The following is a 14,796-nucleotide window of genomic DNA, read 5'->3' as shown; positions in this document are numbered from 1 at the left end:
GCGCAAAGGCTGGAGTTTACCTTCGACGGAATGAGAACCTTTAGCGCCGGCGGCGGAGTTGCAGTGCATCGCCATCTATCCCGTGTTTCTTCAATCTCCGAGCATGACTCCTATACTTTCCGTTTGGCTACCAACTCCGTTGACCGCCGTAATATCTTGGGGACAGCATGACATGACTACGCAACAGGTCATCATTGCCTTGAACACGATCCTGTCGTCTCTTTTGGCCACGGGTGGCACAAATGTCAGTGAGCCATCACCATCAAGTGGAACATTCATCCACACATTGAATGGTGATGGAACATGCGAAACCTCCTTGCCGATGGCAAGCAATGCCATTCGAAGATTATCAACACAGTTGTCATGGTATTCGCTTACGCCAAGCTGTCTATAGCGATTGATATCGCAGGCGGCAATCAATGTGTCATGCACCCCAGGCGAAGTATCTTCCACTAGTTCCAGCATCTCGTTTCTTCTATTGGAAACCATACTGTCACCGACAACCGGCACCAAGCGCCCAAGATGGGTTCGAGTATGTTCCATGGATAGAAATTCGTCTGGATCACTCGTATTGAAAGCCCACATATCGCAGACCTGCAATCCACTTACGTTAATCAGCGTAAGCATCTGCCCTTTTTCCAGTACAACGGCAGCGCCACACCTCGCGGGAATGAAATAGACCTTTCCTGGCTGCAGAACACCATTGCGCGCAAGCGGTTGGCTCACTGACAACTGTTTTTCTTCCAGCGCACCGAAAGAAGCCGCCAGATCAGGCTCCCTATCTCTACTTATATAACCACCCATCATCCACCTCGCTCACTGATTTTTCCGACTTATCATGAAGAATACATTGTTGGAAATCAGACACTCCCTCTCACCACATCGGCCCTCTGACGGCGAGACGCGCAAATTTCTCATCCCGCGAGACTATTCTTATTTCAAGTTCTGCAATACAGACGTTTGCTGGACAGGGAATCACATCTGTTGCCGAGCATCTGGTACCCAGCAGGGGACGATCGTAGAAGCGGTCACGGAGGTGCGCTCACCCCGAGACTGGATCGGAAACAACGCGAGGAACGTCCAGACTGGCCGCCAGCCTGTCGACCAACGCCTCAACGCGTTGCTCCGCCTGAATCAGAGACTGCTGCAGCCGCTCGCCGGCAAACTCGTCATACTCCACGGCGATGCTGTGCAACTCCTCTATGCCGAGATAGGCGAAAACGGTACGCAAGTGTGGTTCGACGTGGTTGGTGTGCTCCATTCGCTCACCAGGCTCGTAGCCATAGTCACCCCGTGCACCAAGCACCACCAAGCGCTTGCCCATGGCGCTCAGCATCGGCCAGTAGGGCAAGCCTGGGCGGGAGCGATCAAAGCCGAAAGTCCGCCCGACTCGCACAATATTGTCGATATAAGCCTTGAATCCGGCCGGAACGCCGAAGTTGTACATCGGGACGCCAGCGATGATCAGATCCGCCTCGAGCAGTTCGTCGACCAGGGAATCACTCTCCGCGAGAACCTCGTGCATCCACCTATCCCGCGCTTCCGGCTTGGTGAAGGCGGCATGAATCCAATCACCGGTGACAGGACGAGGCGGCTGCTGGCCGACATCGCGATAGACGACCCTGTCGTCAGGACGTGCCCGTTGCCACTGTGTGACGAAGTGGGCGCTGAGGCGTCTCGAATGCGATCCGTGGGGTTGACTACCGGAAAGTCCGGAGCGTGCGCTGGCATCAAGGTGCAACAGTGTAGCCATGAAGATTCTCCTTTGGGATTAGTACCGCTCATGCTTGGTGGAGCACGAACGACAGAATCTTCCAATCGATTCGGGCCGACAAACGATCTATTCTTTGCAGATGCACAAAAATTTTTTATCCATAGGGATGCGATGCAACGACGCCGACTACCACTCTCGCAGTTGCGTGCTTTTGAGGCGGCAGCACGTCACCGTAGTTTCAAGGGGGCGGCTGAAGAGCTGGCGGTAACGCCCGCCGCGATCAGCCACCAGGTACGGGAACTGGAAAGCTGGCTCGGCGTAGCGCTATTCGAGCGTCGCACCCGCCAGGTGATCCCGACCGACGCGGCAACGGAGCTTTCTCCCGTGCTACGCCAGGGCTTTGACGCCTTCGCCGAGGCATTGGAAAGTCTGCTCAAGCGAACGACACCCGCCAGCGTCACCCTCTCCTGCACTCCGGCCTTCGCCAGCCAGTGGCTGCTTCCTCGATTGACCGACTTTCATTCGACGAATCCCGATATCGCCTTGAATATCCATGCCAGCGAGAGCGTGCTTGATCTGACGCATGGAACCCGCCTGGCGATTCGTTACGGTATGGGCCCCTATCCGGACCATGAGGTGGTGACCCTGGCGACCGATCGCATTGCCCTGGTCGCCAGCCCGCAACTCCAGCTGGCTGGCGTCGACGACCTCAGGGGTGTTCGTCATATCGATTTCGACTGGTACTGTCCGAACCTTGGCCTGCCCGGCTGGGCTCAGTGGTGTCAGGCGTTGGGGTCTACCCCTGCCGTGCTGGGGCCTCGACTCGCCTTCTCCGAAGAAAGTCACGCGATCCAGGCCGCTATCTCCGGTCAGGGCGTGGCCCTGCTGGGCTTGACCCTGGTGCAGGATGAGATCGCTCGTGGTGTGCTGGAGGTGCCATTCGGCCCGTTTCTACCGGGACTGCACTACCACCTGATCAGGAGCCAAACAATGTCCGACAATGCCATCCTCGACAAGGTGGTGGTCTGGCTTCAACAGGCGTTTTCAGCGGCAACCGCTACCATAGGCGAACAACAGGCACCTTGATGCAACCCGTTTGCCTTCCCGCAAGAAATGACCGTCCTGGCCTTGAGCGTGGCGCTGGATGATCGAACTCAGACGTCATCGAACATCGAAGGCGTTCGCCCCATCGCCCCCTCTCCGATGACCCGAAGCAGCCGGTGGGACATGTGAGGATGACCCGACACTGCACGGGAGGGCATACTGGGGGCGATATCACTAAAACGGGAAAATGTTGTGAAACGGGCCATGCCAGGGATGCGGTCTGCTCTACTCACTACGGTGCTTGCCGCGGCGCTTGTTACTCTCAGCGGCTGCGCCGCCTTCGCCCCGGCGCCGCCGAGCCATCAGGACAATCTGTGCGAGATCTTTCGCCAGCAGCCTGACTGGTACGACGCCACCCAGGCCTCCTATGAAAAGTGGGGCACGCCCCCCTGGACCCAGATGGCCTTCATCAAGCGCGAGTCGTCGTTTCGCAGCCACGTCAGGCCGCCACGTACCAAGTTGCTGGGCTTCATTCCGTGGACGCGCCCGTCCTCGGCCTACGGCTATGCCCAGGCCCAGGATCCGGTATGGGGCGAATACGATGACGCCGCCGGCGGGCTGTTCGCCAGTCGCACCGACATGGACGACGCCACCGACTTCATCGGCTGGTACAACGCCCGCACGCGGCGCATGACGGGGGTGTCACTGTCCAACCCCGAGCACCTGTACCTGGCCTACCACGAAGGCCAGGGAGGCTATCAGCGCGGCAGCTATCGCGCCAAGCCGGCGGTGCAACGCGCGGCGCGGGAGGTGGCTAGCACAGCTTCCCGCTACCGCAGCCAACTGGCAGCCTGCGAGGCGGAATTCCGCTGCGACAGCTTCTATCAGGTATGGCCCTTCTGCCGCTGAGTCAGGTGGCCACCCACTATGCTTCCCGCTACCGCAGCCAACTGGCGGCCTGCGAGGCGGAATTCCGCTGCGACAGCTTCTATCAGGTATGACCCGTCTGCCGCTGAGTCACGTCCCCACCCGCGACGCGAGCCAGTTACGCCGGACATAAACGACCAGAGGCCCGAAAGGGCCTCTGGTCTGGTTCGTTCGCATCGTCGGGCTCAACCCTGCTGGGCAAGACGCTCGGCAGCCAGGCTCAACAGGTGTTCGGTGGTCTCCCAGCCGATGCAGGCGTCGGTGACCGAGACACCGTAGCGCAGCTTGCCGGGCTCCAGGGGTTGTTTGCCCTCGTTCAGGTGGCTTTCGAGCATCACCCCGATCAGCGAGGTGTCACCGGCCAGACGCTGGGCCAGCACCTCGAGCAGGACTTCGCTCTGACGGCGATGGTCCTTGCGTGCGTTGGCGTGACTGCAGTCCACCATCAGCCGCGGCGGCAGGCCGGTGCCGATCAGCGCCTTCCTGGCGGCGGCGACCGCGTCGACCCCGTAGTTGGGCTCACCGTGGCCGCCCCGCAGCACCACATGGGTGTAGGGGTTGCCGGCGGTCTCGCGCATGACCGGCTGCCCCTGCTCGCCCACCGCGAAGTGCTGGTGGGGGTGGGCGGCCGAGCGCATGGCGTCCAGTGCCACCTGGACGTCGCCGCTGGTGGCGTTCTTGAAGCCGACCACCGCGCCGATGCCACTGGCCATCTCGCGATGCAGCTGGGATTCGGTGGTGCGTGCGCCGATCGCGACCCAGGCCAGCAGGTCCTCAAGGTAAGGAGCGATCATCGGCTGCAGGATCTCGGTGGCCACCGGCAGACCCAGCTCGACGATCTCGCGCATCAGCTGGCGTGACAGCTCGAGCCCACGCGCCATGTCGCCCTTGCCATCCAGGTCCGGGTCATAGGCCAGGCCCTTCCAGCCCACGGTGGTGCGGGGCTTCTCGACGTACACCCGCATCACCACCAGCACTCGATCACGGATGCTGTCGGCCAGGGAGGCCAGACGCCGGGCGTATTCAAGCGCCGACCTGGGGTCATGGATCGAACAGGGCCCGACCACCGCCAGCAGGCGATCATCACGACCCTCGAGAATGTCACGGATCTGCTGACGCTGAGCGTCGACGCGATCGCTCAGGGTCGTCCCGAGTGGGCACTGGCGCTTGAGCGCCTGCGGGGTCGGCAGGGTCATCTGGGGGGCGGTCTCTTGCGTCGCGGCAGCGTTGAGGTCGGCGGTGGCAAGCGAAAGGCTGGCGGTCATGGTATCAGCTCCGTGTGGTCGTACATCGTTGGGTGCGTCGACCACCGAGGCGCTCACGGTCGGAGGTGGCCAGTTGGGCCGACCGCGCGTCGATAAATCGCCAGCTATCGCCATAGGCATAGCCATGGGAAATGGTGCTGGCGAAGAGTCGATATGCGGTCATGTCATTGCTCCGGTTGCCTGCCTTTCGCAGGTGAGTGCTACTGAGTGAAAACGTCTGGCCATACAAACAAGGAACCCCCGGACGGGCAGCCGTCCGGGGGTTCTGGGAGGCGGCCCTGGGGGGGGAGCGCCTCGCGAGTGCCAGATACTTGGATCAGGCCTCGCGCACCAGCGCCCCGGTATCAAACCAATACCAGGAAAAGCTGGGCCAATAAAAGGACACCGCGTCCGCATGCACACAATCCGAGCCCACGACGGCACCGACGAGGGCGCTTTCGCTGCCATCGGGTCGGGGTCGGGTCGGGTTTGCGTGATCGGTCATCGGTGTCTCCTCGAATCTTGTTTCATCCTGCCCCGCGCCGGAGCAAATGGCAACCCCTGTGCACGGGCAGGAAAAGCGCCGTGCCGTCGACCATGGTCGACTGACGTCCCTGGCTAGCCTGTCGCCAGCTGCACCCAGCCGATGGTCGCCGGCAGGCAGGTCATGCCGACCATCACCACCAGGCCGAGAAAGATCGTCAGGAATCCGCTTTCGTCATGAAAGCCGTCGTGAGAGCTGTCGCCATGCAGGTCGTCGTCGTGATGGGCCATGGGTCGCCTCCTTGTGATGTTGTTGTCAGGGTCATCCAGAGTCTAGGGGGATTCCTCGGGTCAGGCGAGTCCGCCGGCGATTCAGCGCAGGTGGCGGCCACCGTCCACAGCCAGGGTCGTCCCGGTCACATAGCGGTTGTCGAGCAGGTAGCGCAGGCTCTGGTAGATGACCCCGGGCCCCGGCACCATGTCCATCGCCGACTTGGCCCTGGCCTTGGCGGCATAGTCCTCGTCATCGCCCTGATTGAGCATGATCAGCGCGGGTGCAATGGCGTTGACCTGGATCTCAGGGGCATAACGCGCGGCGAAGGACAGCGTCAGATTGTCGAGCCCGGCCTTGGTGGCGGCGTAGGCGGCGTGCTTGCGCGAGCCCTTCTGCACCACGTAGTCGGTCATGTGGACGATGTCCCGCTGAGGCTCGCTGCAGGCGTCGAGCAAGGCCTTGGCGTGGAGGTTGATCAGGTAAGGCGCCAGCATATGGATACGGAACAGCCGCTCGAAGGCGGCCCCGGCATCCTCGCCATCGCTGTCCGGTGCCCAGTCGCTGGCGTTGTGGACGATGGCGCGCAACGCGCCGGTCTCGCTCTTGAGCCGCTCGAGGAAGTCGAGGATACCGTCTTCGCTGGAGAAGTCCGCCTGGAGGGTGACGATGCCGCGCTCGCGCATGGCCTCGAGCTCCGGGCGCTCGCGGCGATAGCTGATGATCACCGGCTGGCCGTCCTGCACCAGGCGCTCGGCGCAGTGACGCCCCAGACGCTGGGCGCCACCGGTAATCAGGATCGGCGACGCGCTCATGACTGCTTTTCCCCGACCAGGCTACCGACCACCGGCACCAGAGGGTCGCGTGGCGCGTAGGCGAAGACGTCCGAGAACACCCGTGACGGGTCCAGCCCCAGCGAGGCGAGCACGTCGACACAGGCATAGACCATGCCGGGCGAGCCCGACAGATAGACGTCGTGGCCCGACACATCGCCAAGCTCGGCGGCGAGTGCGGCGTCGATACGGCCATGATGGGCGTGCACCCGCTCGTCGGCGAAGCCTTGCTCGAAGCCTTCCTCGCAGACCGCGTGGAAGCTGACCTTATCGGACTCGGCGACCCACTGCCGGGCCAGGCTCTCGGCGTACAGATCACGGCGTTCCTTGGCCGCCCACCACAGGCTGATGGAGCGCTCGGGGTTGGCGTGGAGCGCCGCCTCGACGATCGCCTTCATCTGGGCGAAGCCGGTACCGGCGGCGATCAGCGTCAGCGGACGATCGCTTTCACCATCCAGCACGCAGTCGCCCCCCGGCAGACGCACGGTCAGGTGCTGGGCCTCGACCAGCATGGCCCTGAGCTGGGCCGAGTTGGAGCGTTCGGGCCAGTGCTGAATATGCAGCTCGAGTCGCCCATCGTCACGATGGCGGCTGGCGATGGAAAAGGGCACCCAGCAGTCATCGTCCAGGCACATTTCCAGGTACTGGCCCGGGGCATGGGCCATGGCCTCGGCGCGTCCTTCCAGAATCACGCGAAACACGTCAGGGGTGAGGTCCTCGACCTCGATGACCTGGCAGGTCAGGGTCCTTGCCGTCATGTCGACCTCTTGTTGCTGTCGGGGAGAGGAATGTCGAATTCGTCCCAGCGCTCGCTGACCCGGGACTTGATGCTGTCGTCCATGGCAATCGCCACGCCCCACTCCCTGTCCGTTTCACCCGGCCACTTGCTGGTGGCGTCCAGGCCCATCTTGGAGCCGAGCCCGGCCACCGGAGAGGCGAAATCGAGGTAGTCGATCGGGGTGTTCTCGACCATCACGGTGTCGCGGGCCGGGTCCATGCGGGTGGTGATGGCCCAGATCACGTCCTCCCACTGGCGAGCGTCGACGTCATCATCCAGCACGACCACGAACTTGGTGTACATGAACTGACGCAGGAAGCTCCATACCCCCATCATTACCCGCTTGGCGTGGCCCGGGTACTGCTTTTTCATGGTCACGACCGCCATGCGGTAGGAGCAGCCTTCCGGGGGCAGATAGAAGTCGACGATCTCAGGGAACTGGCGGCGCAGGATCGGCACGAACACCTCGTTCAAGGCGAGCCCGAGGATCGCAGGCTCGTCCGGTGGACGTCCGGTGTAGGTGGAGTGGTAGATGGCGTCCTTGCGCATGGTCATGCGCGTCACGGTGAACACCGGAAAGGTCTCCACCTCGTTGTAGTAGCCGGTATGGTCGCCGTAGGGACCTTCCGGCGCGGTATCATCGGGGTACAGGAAGCCCTCGAGGATGATCTCGGCAGACGCCGGCACCTGCAGGTCGGCGTGACCGCAGTTGACCAGTTCGGTGCGCGAGCCACGCAGCAGCCCGGCGAAGGCGTACTCGGACAGCGAGTCAGGCACCGGGGTCACCGCCCCCAGAATGGTCGCCGGGTCGGCGCCCAGCGCCACCGCTACGGGGAAGGGCTCGCCGGGGTGCGCCTGCTGGAATTCCTGGAAGTCCAGCGCGCCGCCACGATGGGACAGCCAGCGCATGATCAGGCGGTTCTTGCCGAGCTTCTGCTGGCGATAGATACCGAGATTCTGACGACTCTTGTGCGGGCCCTTGGTGATCACCAGCGGCCAGGTCACCAGGGGGGCGGCATCACCGGGCCAGCAGTGCTGGATCGGCAGTCGATCCAGGTCCACCTCATCGCCCTCGAAGACTCGCTGCTGGACCGGTGCCGAGCGCACGGTCTTGGGACCCATGCTCATAATCTGCTTGAAGATCGGCAGCTTTTCCCAGGCATCGCGAAAGCCCTTGGGAGGTTCCGGCTCCTTGAGAAAGGCCAGCAGCTCACCGACCTCGCGCAGCGCCTCCACCGAGTCCTGGCCCATGCCCATGGCGACGCGTTTGGGGGTGCCGAAAAGGTTGCCGAGCAGCGGCATTTCGCTGCCCTTGACGTTCTCGAACAACAACGCAGGGCCACCGGCGCGCAGGGTGCGATCGCAGATCTCGGTGATCTCGAGATAGGGGTCCACCTCGGCGGTCACCCGCTTGAGTTCGCCGGCGGCCTCGAGACCCGCGATAAAGTCACGCAAGTCACCATATTTCATGCGATTGCCTCGCTCCCCTGAACACAAAAGGGGCAGCATAGCATGCTGCCCCTCGTCTTGACCTCGGTCACCTGGACCTTGCGTCTGGCGACCGCCCAGGCGCGGCGTTGGCCAACGCTAGCGGCGCTTCATCGCCTCGAAGAATTCGAGGTTGGTCTTGGTGTCCTTGAGTCGGTCGATCAGGAACTCGGTGGCCGCGGTATCGTCCATCGGGTTGAGCAGCTTGCGCAGGATCCACATGCGCTGCATCTCCTCGTCGGAGGCGATCAGGTCCTCACGACGGGTGCCGCTGCGGCGGATGTTGAGCGCGGGATAGACGCGACGCTCGGCCAGACGGCGATCCAGGTGGGCTTCCATGTTACCGGTGCCCTTGAACTCCTCGAAGATCACCTCGTCCATCTTGGAGCCGGTGTCCACCAGGGCCGTGGCGATGATGGTCAGGCTGCCGCCTTCCTCGATGTTACGCGCGGCACCGAAGAAGCGCTTGGGCTTTTCCAGGGCATGGGCGTCGACACCACCGGTCAGCACCTTGCCGGAGGACGGCACCACGGTGTTGTAGGCGCGCGCCAGACGGGTGATGGAATCGAGCAGGATGACCACGTCCTTCTTGTGCTCGACCAGACGCTTGGCCTTCTCGATCACCATCTCGGCCACCTGGACGTGACGCGCCGGCGGCTCGTCGAAGGTCGAGGCGACCACTTCGCCGCGCACGGTGCGCGACATCTCGGTGACCTCCTCGGGGCGCTCGTCGATCAGCAGCACGATCAACTGGCACTCGGGGTTGTTACGCGTGATCGAGGTGGCGATGTTCTGCAACATCAGCGTCTTACCCGCCTTGGGCGGCGACACGATCAGGCCACGCTGGCCCTTGCCGATGGGTGCGGTCAGGTCGATGATGCGCGCGGTCAGATCCTCGGTGGAACCATTGCCGATCTCCATGCGCAGACGGTCCTGCGGAAACAGCGGCGTGAGGTTCTCGAACAGGATCTTGTGCTTGGCGTTCTCCGGCCGGTCCAGGTTGATCTGGCTGACCTTCAACAGCGCGAAGTAGCGCTCGCCTTCTTTCGGCGGGCGAATCTTGCCGGAGATGGTGTCGCCCTTGCGCAGGTTGAAGCGCCGGATCTGGGACGGCGACACATAGATATCGTCGGGGCCGGCCAGGTAGGAGCTGTCGGCGCTGCGCAGGAATCCGAAACCGTCCTGAAGGATCTCCAGCACGCCATCGCCGAAGATGTCTTCGCCGCTCTTGGCGTGCTTCTTCAGGATGGCAAAGATGATGTCCTGCTTGCGGGACCGGGCCAGGTTGTCGATACCCATCTCGCGGGCGATATCGAGAAGCTCCGGCACGGGCTTTTGCTTGAGTTCGGTCAGATTCATCAGAGTTCAGAAATTACTCGTGGAAGCCGGGCGGCAAGGCGCCGAGGGGCGAAAAGACACGCCGATTGAGTGCGTTCAGAGCCCGAGGCTGCTCGTGCGAGGCCAGGTAAAGATAATAGGGCCATTGACTGGATTCTCCGGAGGGGAGATCCACGCCAGCGTCTGGACGAGGGAGCAGGTTCATTCGCCGTTGCCAGCGTCTCGCGGGCTTGGGCCGGGGCCTTGGCCGGGAGCGGAGCTGACGTCGTGCGGGCTGTCTGACGACTTGGGATGGTCACGTCGCGGCGGCGGCGCGACCGGGAAAACACATTCGAAACAGGCGAATGACCCGATACTAGACAAGCCGGAAGGGGAACGCAAGCCCCGTGGCGGACCCGGATCATTGACATCCCCCGGGGCGAAACGCAACCTTGATCCATCTCCAGTGAAGGACCCGCCATGAATCAACCCTCGGATACGCTCAGCACCCTGCGCGAGTCGCCCCACGACGCCACCAAGGACCCCGCCCGCCTGGCCGCCATCGATCTGGGCTCCAACAGCTTTCACCTGCTGGTGGCCAACTATCAGGATGACCGGCTGCAGGTGGTGGCGCGGCTGGGCGAAAAGGTCCAGCTGGCGGCGGGCCTGGACGACGACGGCTACCTCAACGAGGACGCCATGACGCGGGCGCTGGACTGCCTGGCTCGCTTTGCGCCCTTTCTCGAGGGCATCCCCGCCTCGCGTATGCGGGTGGTGGGCACCAACGCCCTGCGCGATGCCCACAATAGCCAGGAGTTGATCGACCGCGCCGAGGCCATGCTCGGCACGCGCATCGAGATCATCGCCGGGCGCGAGGAGGCACGCCTGATCTACCTCGGCGCGGCCCACGCCCTGGCCGAGAACGGGCGCCGGCTGATCGTCGATATCGGCGGCGGTTCCACCGAGTTCATCATCGGCGAACAGTTCGAACCCAAGGCGCTGGAAAGCCTCTCCATGGGCTGCGTGACCTTTACCCGACGCTTCTTCGGCGACGGCGATATCAGCGAGAAGCGCATGCGCAACGCCGAACTCGCGGCGTTGTCGGAACTGGCTAATATCCGCAGACCCTACCAGCGTCTGGGCTGGGATGACCCGGTGGGCTCCAGCGGCACCATCAAGGCGGCGGCGGCGGTGATGCACGCGGCAGGCGACGCGCCGGAAGGAGTGATCACTCGCGACGGTCTGGCCAAGTTGAGAAAGCGCTTGATCAAGACCAAGCAGCTCGACAAGGTCTCCATGGACGGGCTCAAGGCCGATCGTGCCCGGGTCTTTCCCGCCGGTGTCGCGATTCTGTGCGCGATCTTCGAGGCCTTCGACCTCAGCGAAATGCGCTACGCCGACGGCGCCCTGCGTGAAGGGGTGCTCTACGACATGGCTGGCCGCAACAGTCCCGAGGACTCGCGTCTAAAGAGCCTGGAGACCCTGGCCCGCTACAACGCCGTCGACGTTCGCCAGGCCGACAATGTGGCCGCCTCGGCCAAGGCGCTGTTCGCCCAGGTCGCCGACGACTGGGGGCTCGATGAGGAACGTGGCCGCTATCTGGAGTGGGCCGCCTGGGTGCACGAGATCGGCCAGTCGATCTCGCACAGTCAGTTCCATCGCCACGGCGCCTATCTGCTCGAGCACTCGGATCTGGCCGGCTTCTCGCGCCCGGAACAGCGCCTGCTGGCCTTCCTGGTCCGCGCCCACCGACGCAAGTTCCCGAGCAAGGAATGGCAGCTGTTGCCGAAGGCCGAACAGCGTGACAGCCAGCGCCTGGCACGCCTGCTGCGACTGGCGGTGATCCTCAACCATTCGCGCCCGGAGCAGCCGCCGGCGACGCCGCGGCTCGAGGTGGACGGCGAGGTCCTGCATCTGCACTACCAGGGCGGCGACGAGCCAGGCCTCTTGTGCACCGACCTGGAACGCGAGGCCGACTACCTGGCCAATACCGACTTCGCGCTCAAGCTGCACGCGAGCACGGCCCACGCCGAAGCCTGAGCCCTCTCACACGGTCCCTGGCCAGAGCCCTTGGTCAAAAGCCACGGCCAGAGCCCTTGGCCAAGCCATCAGCCGGCCCCAGGCGTTGCCCGTAAGGGCGACGCCGCCCAGCCCTCGGCCAGGGCGACCCAGCACCCCCTGCCGGCGTCCAGCGCCGCCACGCAGCGCTCGCCCTGCCACACCACCAGCACCTGGGCACGCCGCCAGGGCGGCACACCAGCCTCCTGCAACAGCCGCTTCAGGTCGCGACTTCCTCGCCCGGCAAGCCTCAGCCGTTCGCCGCCCTGGCGCGGGCGAAGCCACAGCGGCAGCGGAGTCTCCTCCGCCGTTGTCGGCAGCCGTAGCGACCGTCCCGCTACCATCACGACACGGCCAGGCGCCCAGGGGCCTTCGGCAACCTCCAGCGGATCTCCGGTACCCTCCCCCATCAGCCACAACGCACCGCGCCAGAGCCGCGCCTCTGCCCCGGGCCAGCTCACCTTGACCTCGGCGTCACGCCGGGCATGGCATTGCTCGAGCAGATCGTCCAACCGTGGTCCCGGTGCCGGCGCAAGTCCCAGCCGACGCAGGCACAGCCCGATCAACCAGCGCTGACGGCGCCGTGACAGCGACAGCAGGCCCTCGAGTTCCAGCCTGGCGGGGTCGCCACCCAGCCGCGCCAGATCCTCAAGCGCGTATTCGTCCAGCAGTGCCGCCGCCTCGCCGGCATGCCGGGCACTCGCCGCCAGGGCGTCCGCGGCGTCGGGCCAGCGCTGCACCAGCGCCGGCACCACCTCATGACGCAGATAGTTGCGATCGAACTCGCGACTGGCGTTGCTGGGGTCCTCGACCCAATCGAGCCCGCGAAGCCGGGCTTCGGCTTCCAGTTCGCTTCGCCGGACGTCCAGCAAGGGGCGCTCGATCGAAAGGCCACGCTCCTCACGCCGCGCCGGCATGGCGGCAAGGCCCGCAACGCCTGCGCGCCTGAGTGCGGCCAGCAGCAGCGTCTCGGCCTGGTCATCACGGTGCTGGGCCAGCCACAGCACATCACCGGCGTCCAGGCATTCGACGAAGGCGTCGTAGCGCGCCTGGCGCGCCGCCGCTTCCAGGCCCTTGCCGGAGGTACGGTCCACCCTTGCCCGGACGACCTCGAGGGTTATCCCCAGCTGCGCGCACAGCCTGCGACAGTGGCGCTCGAAGTCATCCGCCGCCGCCTGCAGGCCATGGTGCACGTGGATCGCCCGCAATCGGCGCGACCGCTGCCCACAGACCCTTGCCGCCAGCGCCAGCAGCACGCAGGAGTCGAGCCCGCCGGACAGCGCGATCCACAACGACCGCTCCGGCGGCACCCGGTCGAGGGCCCGCTCGATTCGCGCTTCAAGGGTGGGAGACGTCAGCATGTCGGCGATTCCTGAGGGTCAGGGTGGGCGGTGGCACCTACTATGCATACGGCCCCCATCGCAGGACGATGGGGGCCGCACAATCGATGCAGAGCATTCGAGCTCAGGCCGGGCGCCGTGGCTCATCAGACGCTCATCGATGCAGAGCGTTCGAGCTCAGGCCGGGCGCCGTGGCTCATCAGACGCCCATCGATGCAGAGCGTTCGAGCTCAGGCCGGGGCACCGTAGCTCATCAGACGCTCGTAGCGACGTTCGAGCAGTGCCGCGGTATCCATGGCGTCGAGGCGCTCGAGGCTTTCGCCGATGGCGTCGCGGACCCGGGTGGCGGTTTCATGGGGGAAGCGATGGGCGCCGCCCAGGGGTTCCTTGATCAAGGTGTCGACGAAGCCCAGCTCCTTGAGACGGCTGGCGGTGATCCCCATGGCCTGGGCGGCGTCGCTGGCCCGCTCGGCGCTCTTCCACAGGATCGAGGCACAGCCCTCCGGCGAGATCACCGAGTAGGTCGAGTATTCGAGCATCATCAGCTCGTCGCACACGCCGATGGCCAGGGCGCCGCCGGAGCCGCCTTCGCCCACCACGGTGGAAATGATCGGCGTCTCAAGCCGCGACATCACCGCCAGATTGTAGGCGATGGCCTCGCTCTGACCGCGCTCCTCGGCGTCGATGCCCGGGTAGGCACCAGGGGTGTCGATAAAGGTCAGCACCGGCATCTTGAAGCGCTCGGCCATCTCCATCAGACGGCAGGCCTTGCGATAGCCTTCCGGCCGCGGCATGCCGAAGTTGCGGCGCACCTTCTCCTTGACGTCGCGGCCCTTCTGGTGGCCGATGATCATCACCGGACGATCATTGAGTCGCGCCACACCACCGACGATGGCAGCGTCGTCGGCGAACTCGCGATCACCGTGCAGTTCGTCGAAGTCAGTGAATACGTGCTCGAGGTAGTCCAGGGTGTAGGGACGCTGGGGATGGCGCGACAGCTGGGATACCTGCCACGGCGACAGGTCCTTGAAGATCGACTCGGTGAGCTTGCGGCTCTTTTCCTCGAGTCGGGAAATTTCGTCCGCCAGGCTGACCTGGCTGTCGTTGCCGACCAGACGCAGTTCTTCGATCTTGGCCTGCAGTTCGGCGATGGGCTGTTCGAAATCGAGATAGTTGGGATTCATGGGCCAGCCTTGTGGTCATGGTCAGGCGGGCGCGACGCAGTCGTCGCAAGCCCACCCATGGCAAAGAAAAAGTGGTGTGCATTATCGCACCCTGACCGGGCCACGCAAGGCGCAG

General features: G+C 64.1%; 14 protein-coding genes. 3 read left to right on the top strand and 11 right to left on the bottom strand.

The features are described from left to right. Positions 1-90 precede the first annotated feature (90 nt). Positions 91-807: a DUF1989 domain-containing protein gene (locus tag NFH97_RS12435; RefSeq protein WP_253553606.1), complete on the bottom strand. Its 717-nt coding sequence runs from the start codon at positions 805-807 to the stop codon at positions 91-93. 235 nt (positions 808-1,042) lie between these two features. Next, positions 1,043-1,753: an FMN-dependent NADH-azoreductase gene (locus NFH97_RS12430; protein ID WP_349624883.1), complete on the bottom strand. Its 711-nt coding sequence runs from the start codon at positions 1,751-1,753 to the stop codon at positions 1,043-1,045. Between the two features lie 30 nt (positions 1,754-1,783). On the opposite strand from NFH97_RS12430, the gene NFH97_RS12425 reads away from it, so the two are divergent. Together NFH97_RS12425 and NFH97_RS12420 are read left to right on the top strand one after the other, a co-directional pair. Further along, on the top strand, positions 1,784-2,800 hold the full coding sequence (locus tag NFH97_RS12425; RefSeq protein ID WP_349624882.1) for a LysR substrate-binding domain-containing protein: 1,017 nt from the start codon (positions 1,784-1,786) through the stop codon (positions 2,798-2,800). A gap of 231 nt (positions 2,801-3,031) precedes the next feature. After that, positions 3,032-3,667: a transglycosylase SLT domain-containing protein gene (locus NFH97_RS12420; protein WP_108132294.1), complete on the top strand. Its 636-nt coding sequence runs from the start codon at positions 3,032-3,034 to the stop codon at positions 3,665-3,667. 203 nt (positions 3,668-3,870) lie between these two features. On the opposite strand, the gene NFH97_RS12415 is transcribed toward NFH97_RS12420, so the two are convergent. The 7 genes from NFH97_RS12415 to rho all read right to left on the bottom strand — a co-directional run bounded on the left by NFH97_RS12415 (position 3,871) and on the right by rho (position 10,141). Next, positions 3,871-4,950 carry a 3-deoxy-7-phosphoheptulonate synthase gene (locus tag NFH97_RS12415; RefSeq protein ID WP_108132293.1) on the bottom strand — a complete coding sequence of 360 codons (1,080 nt, stop codon included), beginning with the start codon at positions 4,948-4,950 and terminating at the stop codon, positions 3,871-3,873. 316 nt (positions 4,951-5,266) lie between these two features. Continuing rightward, positions 5,267-5,434, bottom strand: a complete 168-nt coding sequence (locus NFH97_RS12410) for a hypothetical protein (protein WP_253028473.1) — start codon at positions 5,432-5,434, stop codon at positions 5,267-5,269. A 113-nt stretch (positions 5,435-5,547) separates the two neighbouring features. Further along, positions 5,548-5,703, bottom strand: a complete 156-nt coding sequence (locus tag NFH97_RS12405; RefSeq protein ID WP_181248593.1) for a hypothetical protein — start codon at positions 5,701-5,703, stop codon at positions 5,548-5,550. An 81-nt stretch (positions 5,704-5,784) separates the two neighbouring features. Continuing rightward, positions 5,785-6,498 carry a dihydromonapterin reductase gene (gene folM / locus NFH97_RS12400; protein ID WP_349624881.1) on the bottom strand — a complete coding sequence of 238 codons (714 nt, stop codon included), beginning with the start codon at positions 6,496-6,498 and terminating at the stop codon, positions 5,785-5,787. Beyond that, positions 6,495-7,274, bottom strand: a complete 780-nt coding sequence (locus tag NFH97_RS12395) for an NAD(P)H-flavin reductase (RefSeq protein WP_108132291.1) — start codon at positions 7,272-7,274, stop codon at positions 6,495-6,497. The genes folM and NFH97_RS12395 overlap by 4 nt, the downstream gene beginning before the upstream one ends. After that, positions 7,271-8,764 carry a 4-hydroxy-3-polyprenylbenzoate decarboxylase gene (gene ubiD, locus NFH97_RS12390; RefSeq protein ID WP_045991170.1) on the bottom strand — a complete coding sequence of 498 codons (1,494 nt, stop codon included), beginning with the start codon at positions 8,762-8,764 and terminating at the stop codon, positions 7,271-7,273. The genes NFH97_RS12395 and ubiD overlap by 4 nt, the downstream gene beginning before the upstream one ends. A gap of 117 nt (positions 8,765-8,881) precedes the next feature. After that, the gene (gene rho, locus NFH97_RS12385; RefSeq protein ID WP_045991171.1) at positions 8,882-10,141 is read right to left on the bottom strand and encodes a transcription termination factor Rho; all 1,260 of its coding nucleotides are present in this window, start codon (positions 10,139-10,141) and stop codon (positions 8,882-8,884) included. Positions 10,142-10,579: 438 nt separating this feature from the next. On the opposite strand from rho, the gene ppx reads away from it, so the two are divergent. Beyond that, entirely contained in the window at positions 10,580-12,139 is a 1,560-nt protein-coding gene (ppx, locus tag NFH97_RS12380) for an exopolyphosphatase (RefSeq protein WP_108132290.1), read from the top strand. A 68-nt stretch (positions 12,140-12,207) separates the two neighbouring features. Here ppx and tilS read toward each other — a convergent pair whose 3' ends face one another. Both tilS and NFH97_RS12370 read right to left on the bottom strand, forming a co-directional pair. After that, positions 12,208-13,518, bottom strand: a complete 1,311-nt coding sequence (gene tilS, locus NFH97_RS12375; RefSeq protein ID WP_349624880.1) for a tRNA lysidine(34) synthetase TilS — start codon at positions 13,516-13,518, stop codon at positions 12,208-12,210. Positions 13,519-13,727: 209 nt separating this feature from the next. Further along, positions 13,728-14,681, bottom strand: coding sequence for an acetyl-CoA carboxylase carboxyltransferase subunit alpha (locus tag NFH97_RS12370; RefSeq protein WP_045991173.1), 954 nt, complete (start codon positions 14,679-14,681; stop codon positions 13,728-13,730). Between the last annotated feature and the right edge of the window lie 115 nt (positions 14,682-14,796).

Origin of the sequence: Halomonas sp. SCS19 (assembly GCF_040147015.1) — a bacterium.
Taxonomy (GTDB): domain Bacteria; phylum Pseudomonadota; class Gammaproteobacteria; order Pseudomonadales; family Halomonadaceae; genus Halomonas; species Halomonas litopenaei.
Note: the sequence above shows the minus strand (reverse complement) of the source record. Positions and strands in the feature narration are given on the sequence as shown.

Bases quoted from the DNA above. Each gene is read 5' to 3' on its own strand.
- tilS (WP_349624880.1), bottom strand. From the start codon at position 13,518: ATGCTGACGTCTCCCACCCTTGAAGCGCGAATCGAGCGGGCCCTCGAC.
- NFH97_RS12410 (WP_253028473.1), bottom strand. From the start codon at position 5,434: ATGACCGATCACGCAAACCCGACCCGACCCCGACCCGATGGCAGCGAA.
- NFH97_RS12415 (WP_108132293.1), bottom strand. From the start codon at position 4,950: ATGACCGCCAGCCTTTCGCTTGCCACCGCCGACCTCAACGCTGCCGCG.
- NFH97_RS12395 (WP_108132291.1), bottom strand. From the start codon at position 7,274: ATGACGGCAAGGACCCTGACCTGCCAGGTCATCGAGGTCGAGGACCTC.
- NFH97_RS12425 (WP_349624882.1), top strand. From the start codon at position 1,784: ATGCTTGGTGGAGCACGAACGACAGAATCTTCCAATCGATTCGGGCCG.
- ppx (WP_108132290.1), top strand. From the start codon at position 10,580: ATGAATCAACCCTCGGATACGCTCAGCACCCTGCGCGAGTCGCCCCAC.
- ubiD (WP_045991170.1), bottom strand. From the start codon at position 8,764: ATGAAATATGGTGACTTGCGTGACTTTATCGCGGGTCTCGAGGCCGCC.
- NFH97_RS12370 (WP_045991173.1), bottom strand. From the start codon at position 14,681: ATGAATCCCAACTATCTCGATTTCGAACAGCCCATCGCCGAACTGCAG.
- NFH97_RS12405 (WP_181248593.1), bottom strand. From the start codon at position 5,703: ATGGCCCATCACGACGACGACCTGCATGGCGACAGCTCTCACGACGGC.
- NFH97_RS12435 (WP_253553606.1), bottom strand. From the start codon at position 807: ATGATGGGTGGTTATATAAGTAGAGATAGGGAGCCTGATCTGGCGGCT.
- rho (WP_045991171.1), bottom strand. From the start codon at position 10,141: ATGAATCTGACCGAACTCAAGCAAAAGCCCGTGCCGGAGCTTCTCGAT.
- NFH97_RS12430 (WP_349624883.1), bottom strand. From the start codon at position 1,753: ATGGCTACACTGTTGCACCTTGATGCCAGCGCACGCTCCGGACTTTCC.
- folM (WP_349624881.1), bottom strand. From the start codon at position 6,498: ATGAGCGCGTCGCCGATCCTGATTACCGGTGGCGCCCAGCGTCTGGGG.
- NFH97_RS12420 (WP_108132294.1), top strand. From the start codon at position 3,032: ATGCGGTCTGCTCTACTCACTACGGTGCTTGCCGCGGCGCTTGTTACT.